At 55.1% G+C, this 16,736-nt stretch carries 16 protein-coding genes; 6 read left to right on the forward strand and 10 right to left on the reverse strand.

Annotated features, from left to right (window positions below; translation table 11 throughout):
• The first annotated feature begins 31 nt into the window (after positions 1-31).
• Entirely contained in the window at positions 32-556 is a 525-nt protein-coding gene (locus tag IGQ16_RS01920; RefSeq protein WP_024125865.1) for an alpha/beta hydrolase, read from the forward strand.
• A 76-nt stretch (positions 557-632) separates the two neighbouring features.
• Here IGQ16_RS01920 and mreD read toward each other — a convergent pair whose 3' ends face one another.
• The 5 genes from mreD to IGQ16_RS01945 all read right to left on the reverse strand — a co-directional run bounded on the left by mreD (position 633) and on the right by IGQ16_RS01945 (position 3,827).
• Positions 633-1,169: a rod shape-determining protein MreD gene (mreD, locus tag IGQ16_RS01925; protein ID WP_024125864.1), complete on the reverse strand. Its 537-nt coding sequence runs from the start codon at positions 1,167-1,169 to the stop codon at positions 633-635.
• Entirely contained in the window at positions 1,135-1,899 is a 765-nt protein-coding gene (gene mreC / locus IGQ16_RS01930) for a rod shape-determining protein MreC (RefSeq protein ID WP_297060045.1), read from the reverse strand. Before mreC ends, mreD begins: the two co-directional genes overlap by 35 nt.
• 12 nt (positions 1,900-1,911) lie before the next feature.
• The gene (locus IGQ16_RS01935) at positions 1,912-2,952 is read right to left on the reverse strand and encodes a rod shape-determining protein (RefSeq protein ID WP_024125862.1); all 1,041 of its coding nucleotides are present in this window, start codon (positions 2,950-2,952) and stop codon (positions 1,912-1,914) included.
• Between the two features lie 195 nt (positions 2,953-3,147).
• On the reverse strand, positions 3,148-3,507 hold the full coding sequence (locus tag IGQ16_RS01940) for a YtxH domain-containing protein (protein WP_297060047.1): 360 nt from the start codon (positions 3,505-3,507) through the stop codon (positions 3,148-3,150).
• Positions 3,504-3,827, reverse strand: coding sequence for a hypothetical protein (locus tag IGQ16_RS01945; protein ID WP_297041885.1), 324 nt, complete (start codon positions 3,825-3,827; stop codon positions 3,504-3,506). The genes IGQ16_RS01940 and IGQ16_RS01945 overlap by 4 nt, the downstream gene beginning before the upstream one ends.
• Positions 3,828-3,969: 142 nt before the next feature.
• Between IGQ16_RS01945 and IGQ16_RS01950 the strand changes: the two genes are divergently transcribed.
• The 4 genes from IGQ16_RS01950 to IGQ16_RS01965 are packed head-to-tail and all read left to right on the forward strand — an operon-like array spanning position 3,970 to position 7,703.
• Positions 3,970-6,078, forward strand: a complete 2,109-nt coding sequence (locus IGQ16_RS01950; protein WP_297060049.1) for a transglycosylase SLT domain-containing protein — start codon at positions 3,970-3,972, stop codon at positions 6,076-6,078.
• Positions 6,079-6,118: 40 nt separating this feature from the next.
• Positions 6,119-6,829 carry a M15 family metallopeptidase gene (locus IGQ16_RS01955; protein ID WP_297060051.1) on the forward strand — a complete coding sequence of 237 codons (711 nt, stop codon included), beginning with the start codon at positions 6,119-6,121 and terminating at the stop codon, positions 6,827-6,829.
• The gene (fabG, locus tag IGQ16_RS01960; protein ID WP_297060053.1) at positions 6,826-7,530 is read left to right on the forward strand and encodes a 3-oxoacyl-ACP reductase FabG; all 705 of its coding nucleotides are present in this window, start codon (positions 6,826-6,828) and stop codon (positions 7,528-7,530) included. The genes IGQ16_RS01955 and fabG overlap by 4 nt, the downstream gene beginning before the upstream one ends.
• Before the next feature lie 11 nt (positions 7,531-7,541).
• Positions 7,542-7,703 carry a hypothetical protein gene (locus IGQ16_RS01965; RefSeq protein WP_024125857.1) on the forward strand — a complete coding sequence of 54 codons (162 nt, stop codon included), beginning with the start codon at positions 7,542-7,544 and terminating at the stop codon, positions 7,701-7,703.
• A gap of 4 nt (positions 7,704-7,707) precedes the next feature.
• Here IGQ16_RS01965 and IGQ16_RS01970 read toward each other — a convergent pair whose 3' ends face one another.
• From IGQ16_RS01970 to IGQ16_RS01985, 4 genes are read right to left on the reverse strand one after another with little or no spacing between them, the layout of a single operon-like run.
• A complete protein-coding gene (locus tag IGQ16_RS01970; protein ID WP_297060055.1) occupies positions 7,708-8,889 on the reverse strand; it encodes an LL-diaminopimelate aminotransferase in 1,182 nt (393 codons plus the stop codon).
• Complete coding sequence (gene ftsY / locus IGQ16_RS01975; RefSeq protein ID WP_297060057.1) at positions 8,886-10,265, reverse strand: signal recognition particle-docking protein FtsY; 1,380 nt, start codon at positions 10,263-10,265, stop codon at positions 8,886-8,888. The genes IGQ16_RS01970 and ftsY overlap by 4 nt, the downstream gene beginning before the upstream one ends.
• A gap of 28 nt (positions 10,266-10,293) precedes the next feature.
• Positions 10,294-11,154 carry a 3'(2'),5'-bisphosphate nucleotidase CysQ gene (locus IGQ16_RS01980; protein WP_024125854.1) on the reverse strand — a complete coding sequence of 287 codons (861 nt, stop codon included), beginning with the start codon at positions 11,152-11,154 and terminating at the stop codon, positions 10,294-10,296.
• A complete protein-coding gene (locus IGQ16_RS01985) occupies positions 11,155-12,885 on the reverse strand; it encodes an ABC transporter ATP-binding protein (RefSeq protein WP_024125853.1) in 1,731 nt (576 codons plus the stop codon).
• A 57-nt stretch (positions 12,886-12,942) separates the two neighbouring features.
• On the opposite strand from IGQ16_RS01985, the gene IGQ16_RS01990 reads away from it, so the two are divergent.
• On the forward strand, positions 12,943-14,205 hold the full coding sequence (locus IGQ16_RS01990) for a PAS domain-containing sensor histidine kinase (RefSeq protein ID WP_297041898.1): 1,263 nt from the start codon (positions 12,943-12,945) through the stop codon (positions 14,203-14,205).
• Here the strand turns inward: IGQ16_RS01990 and IGQ16_RS01995 are convergent.
• Positions 14,200-16,518 (reverse strand): diguanylate cyclase, encoded by a 2,319-nt coding sequence (locus IGQ16_RS01995; protein ID WP_297060059.1) that lies wholly within the window; start codon positions 16,516-16,518, stop codon positions 14,200-14,202. The two genes, IGQ16_RS01990 and IGQ16_RS01995, sit on opposite strands and share 6 nt — an antisense overlap.
• Positions 16,519-16,736: the final 218 nt, after the last annotated feature.

The raw sequence follows: 16,736 nt of genomic DNA on the forward strand, positions 1-16,736 counted from the left end.
TGTACCGAAGTGATTTTGGAGTCGATCCCCTATGCTGAAGCGTCTTTCACCTTGGTTACTGGCACTGGCACTACCCGTAGGTGCCCTTTTCACCCCCCCTGTCAAAGCAGCTAACGTTGTCTCCCTCACCTATGGTCCTTTTCAGCGATCCTTCCCCCTGTCGGAGCTAGAGGAATTTGTGTCCACCCAAGAAGCAACGGGTCAATTGCGAGCATTGATGCGGCTGGTTCCCAAAGATAGCCAAGCCAAGCTCCTTGAACTCTTGAGTATGCGGCTGCCCTTTAATGTTGTGCAAACCGATCAAATTCTAGCCAGTCCCATTGGCAAAGATTTACTCAAACAATTTTCTCAGGTCACAATTCGCCGTGATCAAGCTGGGGAAGTTGCCCTTCGGGGTGCGATGCTCACTGCCGCTGCCTCTCCAGAAGGATTGAGCGTGATGTCGTTTTTGAAAAACTATCCTGGTGAAACCATTAACTTGGATTTGCGCAAGCTCAACCAAATGCTCAAGAAACAAGACGGCATTATGAGCATGTTCGGGAAATTACGCCCATAGCGCCAAAGCATTGACTGAGATTTAAAATGAACAATTCAGGTGCAGGGGTAAGGAAGCTCCTGCATTTTTTCATGAACTACTCCTGTTCTCGCAGCCACGTCCACCAGCGATTCAAGGGGGCATAGAGCAAGGGTGCCCAAAGACTACTCATAATAGCTGAGCTAAGCGCTACTTGCCGATGGTGCTGCCAAATTTCCTCTAGGGGAAAGCCACTGCCAAGGGTCATTTGGATTGCGATGATGGTTTGCTGCAGGATGGCCATTGCAAAGGTAATCAGAGCAACGGAAATAAAATCCTCAGAAACAAAACGCTGCTTTTGCATCAGGGCGGTCAGCCCCCCCACCAAAGCTAAGCTGACTGCATGGCTAGGATGAGCACTGACCAAGCCATCTTGAATCCAGCCGAGGGCAATACCCGCCAGTACCCCTTGGCCCCACGATCGCTTGACACTCCAGACCACCACCCAGATTAAAAACCAGTCCGGCACCAATAGAGGCAAGTTAGGTAAGTGAATAAAGCTCAGCAGGGCACAGAGTCCCACAGAGCCAATGGTAATCAGCCAGTTGAGACTAGTGAGACTAGTTCGGTGTAAACGTGTCTGTCGGTTCAGCATAGGGAATGACGGTCACCCACTCAAGGCGATCAAACGGCGCCCCAAGAATAACGGTGGCATGGGGATGGGTGGGATCGCTCAGTTCCACCGATTGCACCTCACCAATGGGAATGCCTGCTGGATAAAGACTACTCAGGGCTGAGGTATAGAGAACATCCTTGGGCTGTACCTTCGGGTCTTTCTCTAAAAACTCGACAATCACCTGCTGGTTGAGTTGTCCCCGCAGAATCCCCATCTGCCGCGTTCGACCAACCACAACCCCCACGCGACTGGCGGGATCCGTGAGTAACATGACTCGGCTGGTATTGGGGGTAATGCTGGTAATGCGGCCAACAAGACCACCGTTACCCACCACCACTGAGCCAACGGTTAAGCCCTGACGAGTGCCTTCCCCTAGGAGGAGCGATCGCCACCACTGATCGGAACTGCGACCAATCACCGGCACAATGCGGCCATTCAAATTGGGGAGCATCGGTGCATTCAGCATGTGCCGCAACCGTTGGTTTTCCGCCTGAAGGGCAGCCAGTTGCTGCTCCAGTTGCCATGTGCGAGCTTGAATCAGGGCTTGCTGATCGTCCACTGCGCCTTGAAAGGGCAAACTGAAAAGGCGGTAGAGTTCACGAATCGCTGCCCCATTGGTCGCGCGCAAAATCCAAGCCGTTGTGAGGACTAAGGCGACAAGGCCGAGGCTACCTGCATATCGTCCCCACCAGCGCAGCAGAAAAGCCATCACTGCTGATCCTTAACCAATCACTGCCGGTTGTGTAGAAAAGACCCGAGCCAAGTCTTTGAAGTTTTCCAGTACGCGCCCAGTACCCATGACTACACACCGCAGGGGATCCGCTGCCACATGGACGACAATGCCGGTTTCATGGCTAATCAGGGTATCGAGACCCCGTAGCAGGGCACCACCGCCGGCCAACATAATCCCGCGATCAACAATGTCTGCGGCCAGTTCCGGCGGGGTTCGCTCAAGGGTACGCTTAATCGCTTCAATAATCGCCGACAGGGGTTCGGCCATGCTTTCGCGAATCTCTTCTGCTTTGACTACAACTGTGCGTGGTAGGCCAGAGAGTTGGTGCAGGCCCCGCACTTCCATGGATTCGGAGTCATAGCTGTCATTGGGATAGGCAGAGCCAATGCGAATCTTGATCTCCTCAGCTGTGCGTTCACCAATAATTAAGTTGTGTACTTTTTTCAAATATTGGACAATTGCCTCAGAAATTTCATCCCCAGCCACACGGACGGATTCACTCAAAACGGTGCCCTGTAAACTGAGAACCGCCACCTCAGTCGTGCCACCGCCAATGTCGACAATCATGTTGCCCGTTGGTTCTTCCACTGGTAAACCTGCGCCAAAGGCAGCGGCCACGGGTTCATCAATCAAATGCACCTCCCGCGCCCCCGCACCCCGAGCCGCATCCTCAATGGCACGGCGTTCGACACCGGTAACACCACTGGGAATACCAATCACCACACGGGGGGCAAACAGATTCTTGCCGCCGTGCACTTGGCGCATAAAGTGCTTCAGCATTAGTTCGGCACGTTCAAAGTCGGCAATCACACCATCCCGCAGTGGACGTACGGCCACCACATTCCCGGGTGTCCGACCCAGCATTCGCTTCGCTTCAGTACCAACGGCAAGGGGTTGTTTGGTGTTTTGGTCAATGGCGACAACGGACGGTTCCTCTAAAACCACACCGCGTCCGGATACATAAACCAGTGTGTTGGCTGTCCCCAAGTCAATGCCAATATCTCGTGATAGCCGACTAAATAATCCCACGATGGTGTACCCCTTCTTTGAATCCTGTTGGTTGTAGCAGTGCTGTTACCAAAAAACGTGATGGCAAGATTGTATTATGTTTTGTTTGGAAAATCTCGCTGGGTTTTCCCTCTGTCGAGATTGTTGGCTAAGGGGATGACTCCTAGTTTCTTGGCTCATATTCCTTAGCTGACGACTCCAAAGTAAGCTATGAAGCTATTGATTGACAACATCCTCTTCATCAGGGTCACTCAAGGCCATGCCATTGGCTTCACGCCGAAAGGTTTGCTGCTGCTGCTGGGTGACTTCGATACCGACGGCGATCGCTTCCTTGAGCCGTTCTAGGGTTGCCTGCCAGCGCTCCTGGGTGGTCTCTGAAAGGCGATCGCGATATTGCTCAAAACTGGCAGTAATGTCTTCGAGCAGTTCGGGTAGGGCATCAGCGGATTTGCGTAGCAGTTGGCGGGTTTCTTGACCAGAGCGGGGAGCAATCAATAGCCCCACGACTGTGCCGATCGCACTCCCTAGGAGCAGCCCCCCCAAAAAGGTACCACCGCCACTCTGTTGCCGACTCATCGCTTTCTCCTTCGTAGGCGGCTACTATACCATCCTATCCAGCTTAGCAAGGTTAAAAACAGACGGACATTGCGCTGTTGCCGACGCCATTTAGGCAATTGCAATCGCACACTTGACACACCCCGCTGGCCAATGATGATTACCTCCGGAGCACCACCTAAGACGCGGTGGGTACTCCGCTCGGCATTCAGTAGAGCACGGGACACCCCCCGCAGAATCTGCCGCAGCTTCACCAACTGCCAGGCCAACCACAATGCAATCAGCGCAATCAGGCAATTGCAGCCAATTACAATCCAAACCATGCGCGGTGTCGGGGGCATTGAGATTGACCATGATGGGTTGATCTTTTCATAGCACCTCCGCAAGGCAAAAGGAAGCCGGGGACTTCAGTCGCGGCTGGTTTGCAGATGGCCACACCGTAGTTTACTAAAGACAGCAGGGTTACTGGCTGAGGGCACCGCAATGGTCCAATTCCTCTCGAAAGTAAAACGTTACCAACGGATAGGGCCTTGGCTACTGTCGCTGTTGCTGGCGACGCTCGTCCTCGGGGCTGGGCTGGTCAAGTGGCATCATGGGCGATCGCCGGCGCCTCCCTATAGGCTCAATGGCGAGGCTCCGCCCAAAAGTGTGCCAGCGTTGGTGCAGTGGGCACGCTCTGGGGATCCCCTCAAACGCGATCGCGCCCGTTATCTGCTGGCAGTAGACAGTCTGGGTCGAAATCAGCCCCAAGGGGCTCTCCAGTGGCTCGAGGGTCTTGAGCAGACTTACCGGCCTATGGCTGCACCGATTCTGCTCCTTCGGGCTAAGGCCTATCAGCAACAGGGAGATGACCGCAAGGCAAAGGCAACGTGGCAACAGTTGCTGCGGGAGTATGGCACGGCGCCGGAGGCAGCGGTGGCCCTGTTGAATCTGAACCGGCCAGAGGAAGCAATTGCGCGCTTTCCACAGCATCCTGCCGTCGTCAACTATGTGGCGCAACAGTTAGAGAAAAATCCCGATCAAGTCCCTTACCTGAAGCTGGTGGCACGCCACGGTCTTTTTCTTCAGGCGTACGGTACCTACCTGGAAATTTTGCGCCAGCGCTACGCCGATCAACTCACGCCGGCCGATTGGGAAGCGATCGCCTTTGGCTATTGGGAAAAAATGCAGTATGCCTCGGCAGCAGCGGCCTACGCCAAAGCACCGCCAACCCCCTTGAATCTCTATCGGGTCGGCCGGGGACGCCAATTGAGTGAGGATACCGCCGGGGCGATTGCTGCCTATCAAGCCCTGATCCAACGCTTTCCCAACAGTTCAGAAGCCGCCCTTGCCCAACTGCGCCTTGCCCACTTAGCCAAAACACCGGCGGCACGTCTCCCTTTGCTGGCCAAGTGTCTTCAGTTCGCCACCCAAAATCAAGCGCCAGCGATCGCTGCTGATGCCCTTCTGGCACAGTACCAAGCCTATAGGGAACTGGGGAATACCAAAGGGGCACAACAAACCCAGCAACAGCTCTTCAAGACCTATCCCCAAAGCAGCGCTGCAGCAGAACTGCGCTGGCAACTGGCCCAAGGAGCTGCCCAAAAACGGCAGTGGTCTCAGGCACAACAGTGGGTTAGGGAGATTCTCAAGTTTAACCCTGAGAGTGAGCTTGCCCCCCAAGCCGCCTTTTGGCAAGGAAAATGGCAAGGGGAGGCAGGACAACCCCAAGGGCAACGCCAAACCTGGCAACTGGTTACGGAGCGCTATCCCCACACCTACTATGCTTGGCGAGCTGCCAGTCTGCTTAAGAAACCAGTGGGCACCTTTACAACCCTGCGACAGCAGCGCCCCTCAGTGGCGGGCGATCGCCAAACCCTGCTCCCTCTAGCGACGGGCAGCCCAACCCTGCAAGAACTGTATCTGCTGCGGCAATTTCAGGAGGCTTGGCAGCGCTGGCAGTGGGAATTCCAGAACCGAGTGACACCAACAGCGGCAGAGCAACTCACTGATGGCCTGATTCGCCTTGGTGTGGGGGAATACCTCGATGGCATCTTTATGCTGCAAAACTTGTTTACACGGGCCGCCAGGGAACCGCAGGTGGCCACATTCTTGGCGCCCCTTCGCCGTGATGTCCGCTTCTGGTATGCCCTTTACCCCTTGCCCTACTGGGAATTGGTCAAAAAGTGGTCACTGACCCACAACTTAAATCCCCTGTTGGTGATGGCCCTGATTCGCCAAGAATCTCGCTTCGAAAAGGACATCCGCTCAGTGGTGGGGGCAACGGGGTTAATGCAGTTGATGCCAGAGACGGCCGCTTGGATTGCCGAGCAGTTGAACCTAGAGGACTATTCCCTTGTGGATCCAGAGCACAATATCCGTTTGGGCACGTGGTACTTTGACTACACCCACAATCAATACAATCAAAACACGCTCCTAGCCTTGGCCAGTTACAATGCCGGTCCCGGCAATGTCAGTCAGTGGCTAGAGCGGTTCGACATTGGCGATAGCGATCGCTTTGTGGAATCGATTCCTTTTCCTGAGACCTATGGCTATGTCAAGAGTGTTTTGGAAAACTACTGGAACTACTGGCAACTCTATGCCCAGCCCTAGGAAAAATCGTCTATTCTCTACAAAAGAACAGGGTTGAATCATGGATCAAGATATTCCTGTTGCGGAGCGGCTACAACCCATCACCAAGGGTAAGGAGGAGCCTCGGCGAGGGGCAATCGCCAGCGCTATTGCGCTCGTGGCTTTCATGGGGGTAGGAGCAGCGTGGTTCCTGAATCGTCCTGCGGAATCACCCAGGGGAACGGCGTCAACGGTAACGCCAACAGAGAATCTGCTGGGACATCTGCCCTATGAAGAGGCTCCCCTCGCAGAACTGGAACCGGTGAGCGCCGATGGCCAAATCAAGTTACGGCGCGCCGCAGCAGAGCGGTTTCGGGCAATGGTGGCCGCCGCGCAGCAGGAGGGGGTGGTGTTGATACCGCTTTCTGGATTTCGTTCCAAACAGGATCAGGACTATCTTTTCTTTGAGGTCAAGGAGCAGCGGGCACAACGGGCAAGGGAGCGGGCATTGGTGAGTGCGCCCCCCGGCTATAGCGAGCACCATACGGGCTATGCCATTGATATTGGTGATGGCACCCGGCCACAGACCCATCTTAAGGAAACCTTTGAGGATACCCCTGCCTTTCGTTGGTTGGGAAAGAATGCGGCTCGTTTTAGTTTTGAACTGTCCTTTCCCCGTAATAATCCTCAGGGAGTGAGTTATGAACCTTGGCACTGGCGATTTGTTGGCGATCGCCACAGTTTGCAAACCTTCTACAAAGCACGACAACTGACACTGAGGGATCAGCCATGAGGGGATTTGGCCATCGGGCGGTTTTAGTGACAGGCGGCACAGGCGGGCTGGGCCAAGGGGTAGTGCCAGTTCTCCTGAGCCACGGCTATACCCTGACAGTTCCCTACATTGATGGGGCTGCCCGTGCTGCTCTCGAAAAGCAATTGGCGGCGGCGGAATTGGCCAATGTGCGGTTTGTGGCAGCGGACTTGAACAATGAAAGTGAAGTGGCAGCTCTGGTGGAGCGAATGCCGCAATTGGATGCCGTGGTTCACCTCGTGGGTGGCTTTAGTATGGGGCCAACCGCACAATTTGCCCTCAGTGATTGGCAGCAGAGTTTTCGCCTCAATGTGGAGACCACCTTCTTGGTCTGTAAGCACGCCCTTAAACGCATGCAAGCACAGCAATACGGACGCATCGTCACCATTGGCTCACGGGGTGCAGTTGAGCCAGCGGCTGAACTGGCCGCCTATTGCGCCGCCAAAGCCGCAGTAGTGGCCTTTACGCGGGCGATCGCTGCTGAAACCAAAGGCAAAAATATCACGGCCAATGTGATCCTTCCCAGCATTATTGATACCCCCGCCAATCGGGCGGCGATGGGGGAAGCCCAAGCAACAAATTGGGTGAGTCCTGCGGCGATCGCCGAACTGATTGCCTACCTCATTTCCGAGGGAGCGGCGGCCATTAGTGGCGCCGTGATTCCCATCTATGGCAATGCCTAGGGCGAGTTGCCATGCTCTTTATCATTTTGCTGGTTCTTCTTTGTACGATCACCAATCTCTTTACCAAGGTGCTCATTTTAACTCCCCTAGAAGTGTTGCGCGCCATTCATGTTCCTGCAATCCTCCTTTGGGGCGGTCTGATCCTGCTGTTGGCGTGGATCATGGGAGACTAGAGCCCTACACCTTCAGGACCGTTTGGCTAAATTCGGCAATTTGGGCAGCGGCCACCTCTAAACAGGGGCGATCGCGCACTAGGGCAAAGCGCACATAGCCCTCTCCCCCCTCCCCAAAACCCGAGCCGGGAGCCGCTGCAATCCCAGTTGCCTGAACAAGGGCTTGACAAAAGCCAAGGGAATCCCGTTGCCAAGGCGCCGGCAGTTGTGCCCACACATACATCGTCGCTGGCGGGAGGGGCACCGGCCAGCCATGATCGCCGAGGGCTTGGACAAAGGCATCGCGCCGCTGCCGAAAAATCTCCCGCGTCTGCTGGACACAGGTTTGATCTCCTGTGAGGGCGGCAATGGCCCCCCGCAAGATGCCGGCGTATTGGTTAAAGTCAATCACCGATTTGATTTGGCGCAGGGCAGCAATGATATCGGCACGGCCAATGGCAAAGCCAATGCGAAACCCGCCCATATTGTACGACTTCGAGAGGCTATAGAATTCAATCCCCACTTGGCGATCGCGATCCACTTCAAAGATCGAGGGTGCCCGCTCCCCGTCAAAGACCAGATCAACATAGGGAAAATCATGTACCAGTAAAATTCCGTAGCGATCGCAAAACTTAACCGCCGTCTTGAAAAAGTCCAAGGGCGCCACTGCCGTGGTGGGATTGTGGGGATAGCTGAGAATCAAAAGTTTGGCCTGCTCCCGTACCATCAGGGGAATCCCTGCCAAATCTGGCAAAAAGTGATCTTCTGAGCGCAGGGGTAGTGGATACACTTGTCCACCCGCAAGATAGACCCCACCCGCATGGGAGGGATACCCCGGATCGAGCACCAGGGCATACTCTTGGGGGTTCATCACCGCAAGGGGCAAGTGCGCCGTCCCCTCCTGGGAGCCAATGAGCGTCAGCACCTCCCGCTCGGGATCCACCCTGAGGCCAAAGCGGCGTTCAAACCAAGTGGCTACTGCCTGGCGAAAGGCCGCCGTACTAGCAAAGAGTTGATAGCCATAGGTACTGGCATCGCGCACCGACGCTTCAATGGCCGCAAGAATGTGATCGGCTACGGGCAAATCCGCAGAACCAAGGGAGAGATCCACAATCGGCCGCCCAGTGGCCGCCACCGCTGCCTTTGCTCGATCCATTGCATCAAAAACATTGCCTTGGAAATACCGCAGGCGATCGGCCAGCCTCATGCTGCCACCTCCACATCACTGGAGAGTAAGGCCTCAACAAATTCAAAACTGGAGAAGGGGCGCAGATCCTTAATGCCCTCGCCAGCACCAATGAAGCGAATCGGTAGCCCCAATTCCTGTACCACCGCCAAGGCCACCCCCCCCTTGGCCGTTCCGTCCAACTTGGTCAGGATGACCCCAGTCAGTTGCGCTGCTTCTGCAAAGATCTGCGCTTGACGCAAACCATTTTGGCCGAGGGTAGCATCGAGAACTAGGAGCGATTCAATTTGAGCATCGCCCGCCTTTTTATCAATGATGCGGCGGATTTTCTTGAGTTCCTCCATCAGGTTGGCCTTGTTTTGCAAGCGGCCAGCGGTATCCACCAGGAGCAATTCTGTGCCTCGGGCCTGGGCAGCCCCAATAGCATCAAAGACCACAGCAGCAGGATCGGTATTTTTGCCGGGGTTGGCAATTACCTCCACATTGGAGCGCTGTCCCCAAATTTTCACCTGTTCGGTAGCGGCTGCCCGAAAGGTATCTGCCGCCGCAATCAAACAGCGATAGCCCGACTGGCTAGCAATGTGGGCGAGCTTACCAATGGTGGTGGTTTTCCCGACGCCGTTGACACCGGCAATCAACCAAATATTCAGCGTGCCCTTTTTCGGAGCAAAGTTGCGGCGGTAGCCCTGTTGAAAGGGGCGATCAAGAATGTCCCGCAGAATCTCCTTCAGGTAGGCGATCGCCTGATCGGCAGGGAGGGTTTCTTGGCGAATTTTTGTTTGCAGCGCCGCAATAATTTGATCTGTGGCCTTGACCCCCACATCCGCCTGCAACAGCAGCATCTCAATTGCTTCGACAGCATCCCGACTTAAGGGGCCTTGGCCGACGATCGCCCGCAGTTGATGCACCAACCCACGACGAGTTTTGCCCAGACCTTGGCGCAGGCGTTGTAACCAAGTAATTTCCTCAATATCCACCTCCTCTGGGCGCCGGCCTTGGGCGGCAAGGACCGCCGCCGACCACAAAAAGCCCTCATCAAGGACAGGGGAGGGGTCTGGTTCCCCAGGCTCAGCTTCAACAACGGGCTGGACAGCAGCAGGTTCATCCGCAACAGCGGTCTGGGCAGACTCCCCAGAGACAGGAAGGGGGGCATCAGCCGCCACTGCTTCAGCCGTCGGTGTTTCCTGAGTTTCTTCAGTGGTTTCAACGGTTGTAGGACGCTGCGATGCCTGTCGCGCTTGAATCGACTGGAGTGCCGTTTTGGCCCAGTTGAGGATGCTGGGGGAAGCAGTGGATTCGGTGGATTCTGCAGGTGGCGCTTCCGTTGGGCTTTCTGCAGCGGGGGATGGCTCCTCACCACTGCCGCCAAACTTGCGTCGAAACCAATTAAAAACCATGCCCTGTCCTTTATCCGACTGAACTTGCCTATTTTCCAGAATAGCCTTGATTTTCCTGTAAAAAGGCTTGCAGGCGATCGCCCACCCAACGGCTCAAGACAGGATGACATACCACCAGAGGTTGCCAGTGCTGCACATCGGCACGATTGTAGCGGGGTAATTCGCCATTGACATAGGTAAAGGCCCCCGCCGCCTCCTGCATGATCAAATCCGGTGCCGCCAAGTCCCAATCTTTGGGGGCACTGCCCCCTGTGAGGCTGACGTACAGATCCGCATCCCCTTGGCAAATACTCGCCGTTTTACAGCCCATACTGCCCATCGGCATTAGCTGCACCGATCCCAAGCTGGTTAGAAATGCCTCTAGGCGATCGCCCCCATGGCTGCGGCTCATCACCACCCGCAGGGGCTGGTCAGGGCTGGGGGGCTGAACCTGCAGGCGTGTTGAACTGTGGCGGGTTTCTCGATAGGTGCCGCCACCGGCAATGGCGGTGTAGATCACCTCCTGCTCAGGCCAGACCACAGCAGCTAAACAGGGGCGGTGTTTATGGACAAGGGCAACGTGAATTGCGTACTCCCCCGTCTGTTGCAGAAAGTCATAGGTGCCATCCAAAGGATCAATGATCCAGACATAGGGCTGCGATAGGGGCTGACCTGCTGTGTAGGTTTCTTCTGTGAGATAGCCAAACGCCGAGGCCGGAAAATGTTCTTGGAGGGCACGGCGCAAAAAGGCATCAATTTGCTGATCCGCGAGGGTGACGGGATCACCGCCTTTATCCTGGACCGTTAGATCCTTCACCTGGCGGTAAAACTGGCGCAGTTGCTCAAGGGCCTGCCAAAGAATGGGGCGCAGGGTGGCAAGGGTCTTCTCAAGATCAAGGGAGGAGAACATCTAGGCTGCCTCAAGGGAAAGACCACGGGGAATCGCGGCAATTAATGTGCGGGTATAGTCGTGCTGGGGCTGTTGGTAAACGGCTTCCGCCTCACCCATTTCCACAATTTCGCCATTGTACATAACCATCAGGCGATCGCTCATAAATTTCACGACACTCAGGTCGTGGGAAATAAAGAGGTAGGTCAGTTGAAATTCCCGCTGGAGTTCCTTGAGTAAATTCAGCACCTGCGCCTGAACCGACACATCCAAGGCAGACACCGACTCATCACAGACGACAAACTCGGGATTCAAAGCCAAGGCACGGGCAATGCAAATCCGCTGCCGCTGACCCCCCGAAAATTCATGGGGATAGCGATTCTGAGCTTGGGGATCAATGCCCACCCGCTCAAGGAGATAGGCCACCCGCTCTTGGTGTTGCCGTTGCGAGTGATGAGGGCGGTGAATCCGCAGCGGTTCGGCCACCAACTCGCCAATGGTCATGCGTGGGTTCAAGGAACTGTAGGGATCCTGGAAAATCAGTTGCATGCGCTGCCGCAGGGGACGCAATTGGCGAGGCGATAAATGGCTAATGTCGCGATCGCCAAAAAGAATCTTGCCTTGGGCGGGTTCTAGGAGGCGCAAGAGGGTGCGTGCCAAGGTGGTTTTGCCACAGCCCGATTCCCCCACAAGGCCCAAGGTCTCCCCTGTGCGAATCGTAAATGAGACATCCCTGACTGCGGTTAGCGAGCGCTGCCCCCCCGCAACCGGATACTTAACCCAGAGGTGCTCCACCTGCACCAAGGGGGGTTGGCTGGCCAAATGGGCTAGGCGTTCCCGCTGCTGCCCTGGGGAAATCACTTCTAATTGCGGGGAGGTGGCCCCTAGAAAATCCGCCACCGTTGGCAGAATCGCCAGACGCTGATCCAAGCGGGGACGACAGGCCAGTAGCCCCTTGGTATAGGGATGTTGGGGGTGGCGAAACACCTGCTGAAGGGTCCCCGATTCAACAATTTGCCCTTGGTACATGACAACGACCTGATCCGCCAATTCCGCAATCAGATTCAAATCATGGGTCACAAAAATCAATGAGAGAGGGTACTGCTGCTGTAATTCTCGCAATAGCCGTAGGATTGCCGCCTGTACAGTCACATCGAGGGCAGTGGTGGGCTCATCAGCAATTAAGAGCGCTGGCGAAGCGGCCATAGCCATGGCAATCATCACCCGCTGAATTTGCCCCCCGGAGAGTTGATGGGGATAGCGACCGAGAAACCGCTTTTTCTCCTCAAGGGGGTCTTCCGGTTTGAGGAGATGCACCTGCTCAAGGAGGGCGATCGCCCGCTGTTGACATTGCCCTTGGGAAAGTCGTTGCTGCGGATCAATGGCCTCTGCCAGTTGAAAGCCAATGGAATAGACCGGATTGAGGGAACTCATCGGTTCTTGGAAGACCATACTGATTTGGCGACCGCGAATCTGCTGCATTTGGCGGGGGGTGCAGCGCAGCAAATCAATGGCTGTCCCCTCTGGCTCTGGCTGAAACCAGGCTTGGCCGTGGCTGATCTGTCCCGGCGGCAAGAGCAACTGCAAGAGCGCCAAACAGGTCACTGATTTCCCTGAACCCGACTCACCGACAATGCCAAGGGTCTGGCCACGCTCCAAGCGAAAGGAAATCCCATCCACTGCCCGTAGGGTTTGATCGGTCTGAGGAAAGTCAACGGTGAGGGCTTCGACACGCAAAAGGGGTGATGACATCGCAGAGCAAACCAACGCGGAATAACCATAGAATAGAGACAATTCTGGCATTCACGCATGGAGTTGATCTTTTTTGGGGTTGGTCTGCTGTTGGGGCTAATGGTTTGGTTCTGGCAGTGGCGACAAATGCGCCATGCTGTGGAGACGCTCCTCGAACAGTATGCTGCCCGTCCTTTCAAGTCCTCACCGTGGCAACGCTTACAAACCCTCCTCAGCCAACAACTTCAGGAACAGGCACGCTGCCGTCAGAAAATCCAGCGCTATCAAACGATCCTTGAATATGCCCCCATTGCCTATTTGGAGGTGGATGAGGCCAACTGTGTGGTCTGCTGCAACGAAGCGGCGCGATCGCTTTTTGGCTTAAGGTCTCCTGAAGGCCGCCTTTTTCTAGAACTGGTGCGCTCCTATGAACTGGACTGTCTCATTGAGGAGGTGCGCCAAGAGCAAACCATAACAGAGCAGGAATGGCTTTACGCTTACATCACACCAGTAGGGCAAACCAAGCGCAAACCCCTGCGGGCACGGGGACTCTTCCTTGAGGAAGGACATGTGGGGGTATTTATTGAGGACTGCGAAGAGGTCGTGCGGCTGCGGGATGAGCGCGATCGCTGGGCAGCAGATGTGGCCCATGAACTGAAAACGCCCCTCACTTCGCTGCGCCTGGTAACTGAAACCCTGCAGCAGCGGGTACCGGAGTCCCTGCAGCACTGGGTCGATCGCCTCCTCGCAGAAATTATTCGCCTTACCCTCCTAGTGCAAGAACTTCTGGAACTCAACCGCCTCAGCCATACTCCTGCCGATAGTTTGGAGCGGCACCCTCTGGATCTGGTGCAAGTCATTCGCACCGCTTGGCAATGCCTTGCTCCCTTAGCCCAGAACAAAAACATCCAGCACGAGTACAGCGGTCCAGACAAAGCTCCCTACTGGGGGAATGAATCGCAACTGTTGCGCCTACTGATGAATCTTTACGACAACGCCATTAAACACGGCCCTGTAGGCGGTCAAGTCCTGACGCGGCTCCTGAGCGATCGCGAGGGGGGGTATCTCTGTCTCGAAGTCATTGATACTGGCAGTGGTTTTCCCCCCAAGGACTTACCCTATGTCTTTGAGCGGTTTTATCGGGCACAGCCACGGCGGCATCGCTTTGTCATTCCCACGGATCATGAAGGGCAGCTACCTCCTGTGGGCAGTGGCAGCGGTTTGGGGTTAGCCATTGCCCGCCAAATTGTTGAGTGCCATGGGGGCTATATCGAAGCGGCCAATCATCCTGACTATGGGGGAGCGTGGCTACGAATTTATCTACCCCTCACCCAGCTATAGCTCCTTAGCCACCCAGCGATCGCGCCCGCGGGTTTTTGCTTCATAGAGACACTGATCCGCCAGATGCAAGAGCATTTCTGGGGTATGGTCAGGGCTAGGGACGGTTGTCGCAATCCCAAAACTGGCCGTTAGTTTCGGCCCCACTGTACTTTTTGCATGGGTGATATTGGCTGCAGCCAGTGCTGCTTGGATATTCTCAGCAATATGAATAGCTCCCCTGTGATCGGTATCGGGTAGGATCAGAGCAAACTCTTCCCCGCCAAAGCGGGTGGCCAAATCCCCCGCCCGCTGTAAATGGCTTTCCAAAATTTGTGCCACCTGCTTGAGAATCTCATCCCCCTGCAAATGACCGTAGTGGTCGTTGTAGGCCTTAAAACAATCAATATCCACCATGATTAAACTTAAGGGTTTTTGCGCCCGTTGGCAGCGTCGCCATTCCTTTGGGAATAATTCATCAAAACAGCGGCGATTGCCAATATCCGTGAGACTGTCAATATACACCATTTGCTGGAGATTGGCATTGGCCTGTTCTAGGGCTTCGTACATCTCCGCCTGTTGTAGGGCCACCGTCAAGGGTTCAGCAATCCGCTGCAGTAGGAACAACTCCTCCCGCTGCCACAGGCGAGGGCTGCGACAATGGTGAGCAATGAGGAGTCCCCACAGGTTCTGGCCCTGCAGCAGGGGCACCACCAGATTGGCCTGCACCTGCAAGCTAGTCAGTAACTCACGATAGCAATCCTGGAGTTGCGCTTGGTTGACATCGCTAATGGTCAGCGTGCGCCCTTCCAAAAACCGCTGCGCTGTTTCTTTGGTAAAACACGGATCGTGGATCACTCGACCCAAAATTGAGTACTGGGGTAGGGCGGTGGCCTCCACGGCAACTATACCACTGCCATCCGCTAAAAAGCGGTAAATCAGCACGCGATCGCTCAGCAGCAGTTGTTGGATGCTGGTTACCGCCCGCTGCAAAATCTCCTCTAGGCGAATGGACTGGCGAATGTCCTGAATGATGGTGCTGACAATCATTTCCCGCTCTAGGGAAGTTTTTAATCGCTCCTCTGTACGCTTTTGATCCGATACATCCACAAGGACGCCATGGAGCATTTGACTGTAGGGGTCAAACTGCCCGCGATCGCTCAAGTAGCGGAAACAGCCATCCCGATGTCGAATGCGGTAGGTGGTACTGTAGGCCCGCTGTTGCTGAATGGCCTGCTCAATCTCCCGTTCAGCCAGGATCAGATCCGGAGGTGGGACAATTTGCCGCCAGTCGGGTAAATCTTGGGGAAAGTAACCCGTGAGCTGGTAAATTTGGTCGCTGACATAGTTGAATTGCCACAGGCGATCGCGATCGCGCCGATAGAGGGCAACAGGTAAGTGACTAATGAGGGTGTTATAGCGCTGTTCACTCTCCGTAATTGCCGCCGTAATTGCCTGTTGCCGCGACAGTTGCCAGCGCAGTTCCGCCGTTGCCTTGCTGAGTTCCTGTGTTAGCACCTGAATCACCCCTTGAGCCTCAGTGATGTCAATGGCCGCCAAAAGATTGCTCTGGGTCACAATTCCTACCATGTGGCCATCATCGTCCACAACCACGACGCGACGCACTTGATGCTCCTGGAGCAAATGATTCACCTGCCACAAACTTTGATCGGGCTTGACGGTCAGCACGGGCTGGGACATAATACTGCCGACGGTTCCTGTGAGCACTCCCCCTTGGCTATGCAGTGCCTGAAAAATATCCTTTTCCGTAATAATGCCGCGCGGCAGCACACCAGAGGATGTTTCCTCAGGAACCACCAAACTGGTGACACCCCGTTCGCTCATCAGAACAACTGCCTCCTGTAACGAAGCCTCAGCCGTAATAGTGGCCACATCAGATACCATCACCTCCACTACCCGCTTGATCCGCAGCAGATCCGCAGGGCGCAAGCGCTCACGCAGCGCTTGGCGGGTCAGCAGTCCTTCAACCCCTTGAGAGTCATTGACCACTGCCAGGGCATCCACGCCCAGATGACGAAAACGCCCGAGAACCCCCAGGAGATGATCCAGATCCTTGAGGCTCAAACAGTAGTCCGATGGCAGCATGATCCGCTCAGCAGTTATCTCCTGGGGAGAGTAGCCCTTGCCAAGGGCGCGGATCACTTCCCGTTGGGTGATCAATCCCCGAAACTGCCCCTGCTCCTCTACAACAAGGCCAGAACCCTGACTTTCCTGTAAGCCTTGGAGAATGTTATTGAAGGAATCCCCTGGAGCAATTGAAACAAAGTGCGTTTGCACTAAGGCTTGCAAATTTAAGCCTGAACTCAATTGCTCCATAGTCTATCCCTCTCAACTCGATGATTCCTTAAGACTTTATTTATGATTTATGCGTTTATTGATAAGCGCTGTAGCAAATAACATTAAAATTCACAAAAATTTGCACCCCTGGTTTTGATGCCCTTGCCTAAAGATTGGCTTTATTCAATTCTATCCTGGGGGCTGCGGTAGGCACCTATAGGCTTGACCCACAATTCCGCTGTTGCCGCAGAAAGGCT

It is taken from the genome of Thermosynechococcus sp. M3746_W2019_013 (assembly GCF_015296045.1).
Lineage (GTDB): Bacteria > Cyanobacteriota > Cyanobacteriia > Thermosynechococcales > Thermosynechococcaceae > Thermosynechococcus.

What these genes read in the sequence shown, in the direction of transcription:
- IGQ16_RS01920 (WP_024125865.1), top strand. Translation starts at nt 32, where the DNA reads ATGCTGAAGCGTCTTTCACCTTGGTTACTGGCACTGGCACTACCCGTA.
- mreD (WP_024125864.1), bottom strand. Translation starts at nt 1,169, where the DNA reads ATGCTGAACCGACAGACACGTTTACACCGAACTAGTCTCACTAGTCTC.
- mreC (WP_297060045.1), bottom strand. Translation starts at nt 1,899, where the DNA reads ATGGCTTTTCTGCTGCGCTGGTGGGGACGATATGCAGGTAGCCTCGGC.
- IGQ16_RS01940 (WP_297060047.1), bottom strand. Translation starts at nt 3,507, where the DNA reads ATGAGTCGGCAACAGAGTGGCGGTGGTACCTTTTTGGGGGGGCTGCTC.
- IGQ16_RS01945 (WP_297041885.1), bottom strand. Translation starts at nt 3,827, where the DNA reads ATGCCCCCGACACCGCGCATGGTTTGGATTGTAATTGGCTGCAATTGC.
- IGQ16_RS01950 (WP_297060049.1), top strand. Translation starts at nt 3,970, where the DNA reads ATGGTCCAATTCCTCTCGAAAGTAAAACGTTACCAACGGATAGGGCCT.
- IGQ16_RS01955 (WP_297060051.1), top strand. Translation starts at nt 6,119, where the DNA reads ATGGATCAAGATATTCCTGTTGCGGAGCGGCTACAACCCATCACCAAG.
- fabG (WP_297060053.1), top strand. Translation starts at nt 6,826, where the DNA reads ATGAGGGGATTTGGCCATCGGGCGGTTTTAGTGACAGGCGGCACAGGC.
- IGQ16_RS01965 (WP_024125857.1), top strand. Translation starts at nt 7,542, where the DNA reads ATGCTCTTTATCATTTTGCTGGTTCTTCTTTGTACGATCACCAATCTC.
- IGQ16_RS01970 (WP_297060055.1), bottom strand. Translation starts at nt 8,889, where the DNA reads ATGAGGCTGGCCGATCGCCTGCGGTATTTCCAAGGCAATGTTTTTGAT.
- ftsY (WP_297060057.1), bottom strand. Translation starts at nt 10,265, where the DNA reads ATGGTTTTTAATTGGTTTCGACGCAAGTTTGGCGGCAGTGGTGAGGAG.
- IGQ16_RS01980 (WP_024125854.1), bottom strand. Translation starts at nt 11,154, where the DNA reads ATGTTCTCCTCCCTTGATCTTGAGAAGACCCTTGCCACCCTGCGCCCC.
- IGQ16_RS01985 (WP_024125853.1), bottom strand. Translation starts at nt 12,885, where the DNA reads ATGTCATCACCCCTTTTGCGTGTCGAAGCCCTCACCGTTGACTTTCCT.
- IGQ16_RS01990 (WP_297041898.1), top strand. Translation starts at nt 12,943, where the DNA reads ATGGAGTTGATCTTTTTTGGGGTTGGTCTGCTGTTGGGGCTAATGGTT.
- IGQ16_RS01995 (WP_297060059.1), bottom strand. Translation starts at nt 16,518, where the DNA reads ATGGAGCAATTGAGTTCAGGCTTAAATTTGCAAGCCTTAGTGCAAACG.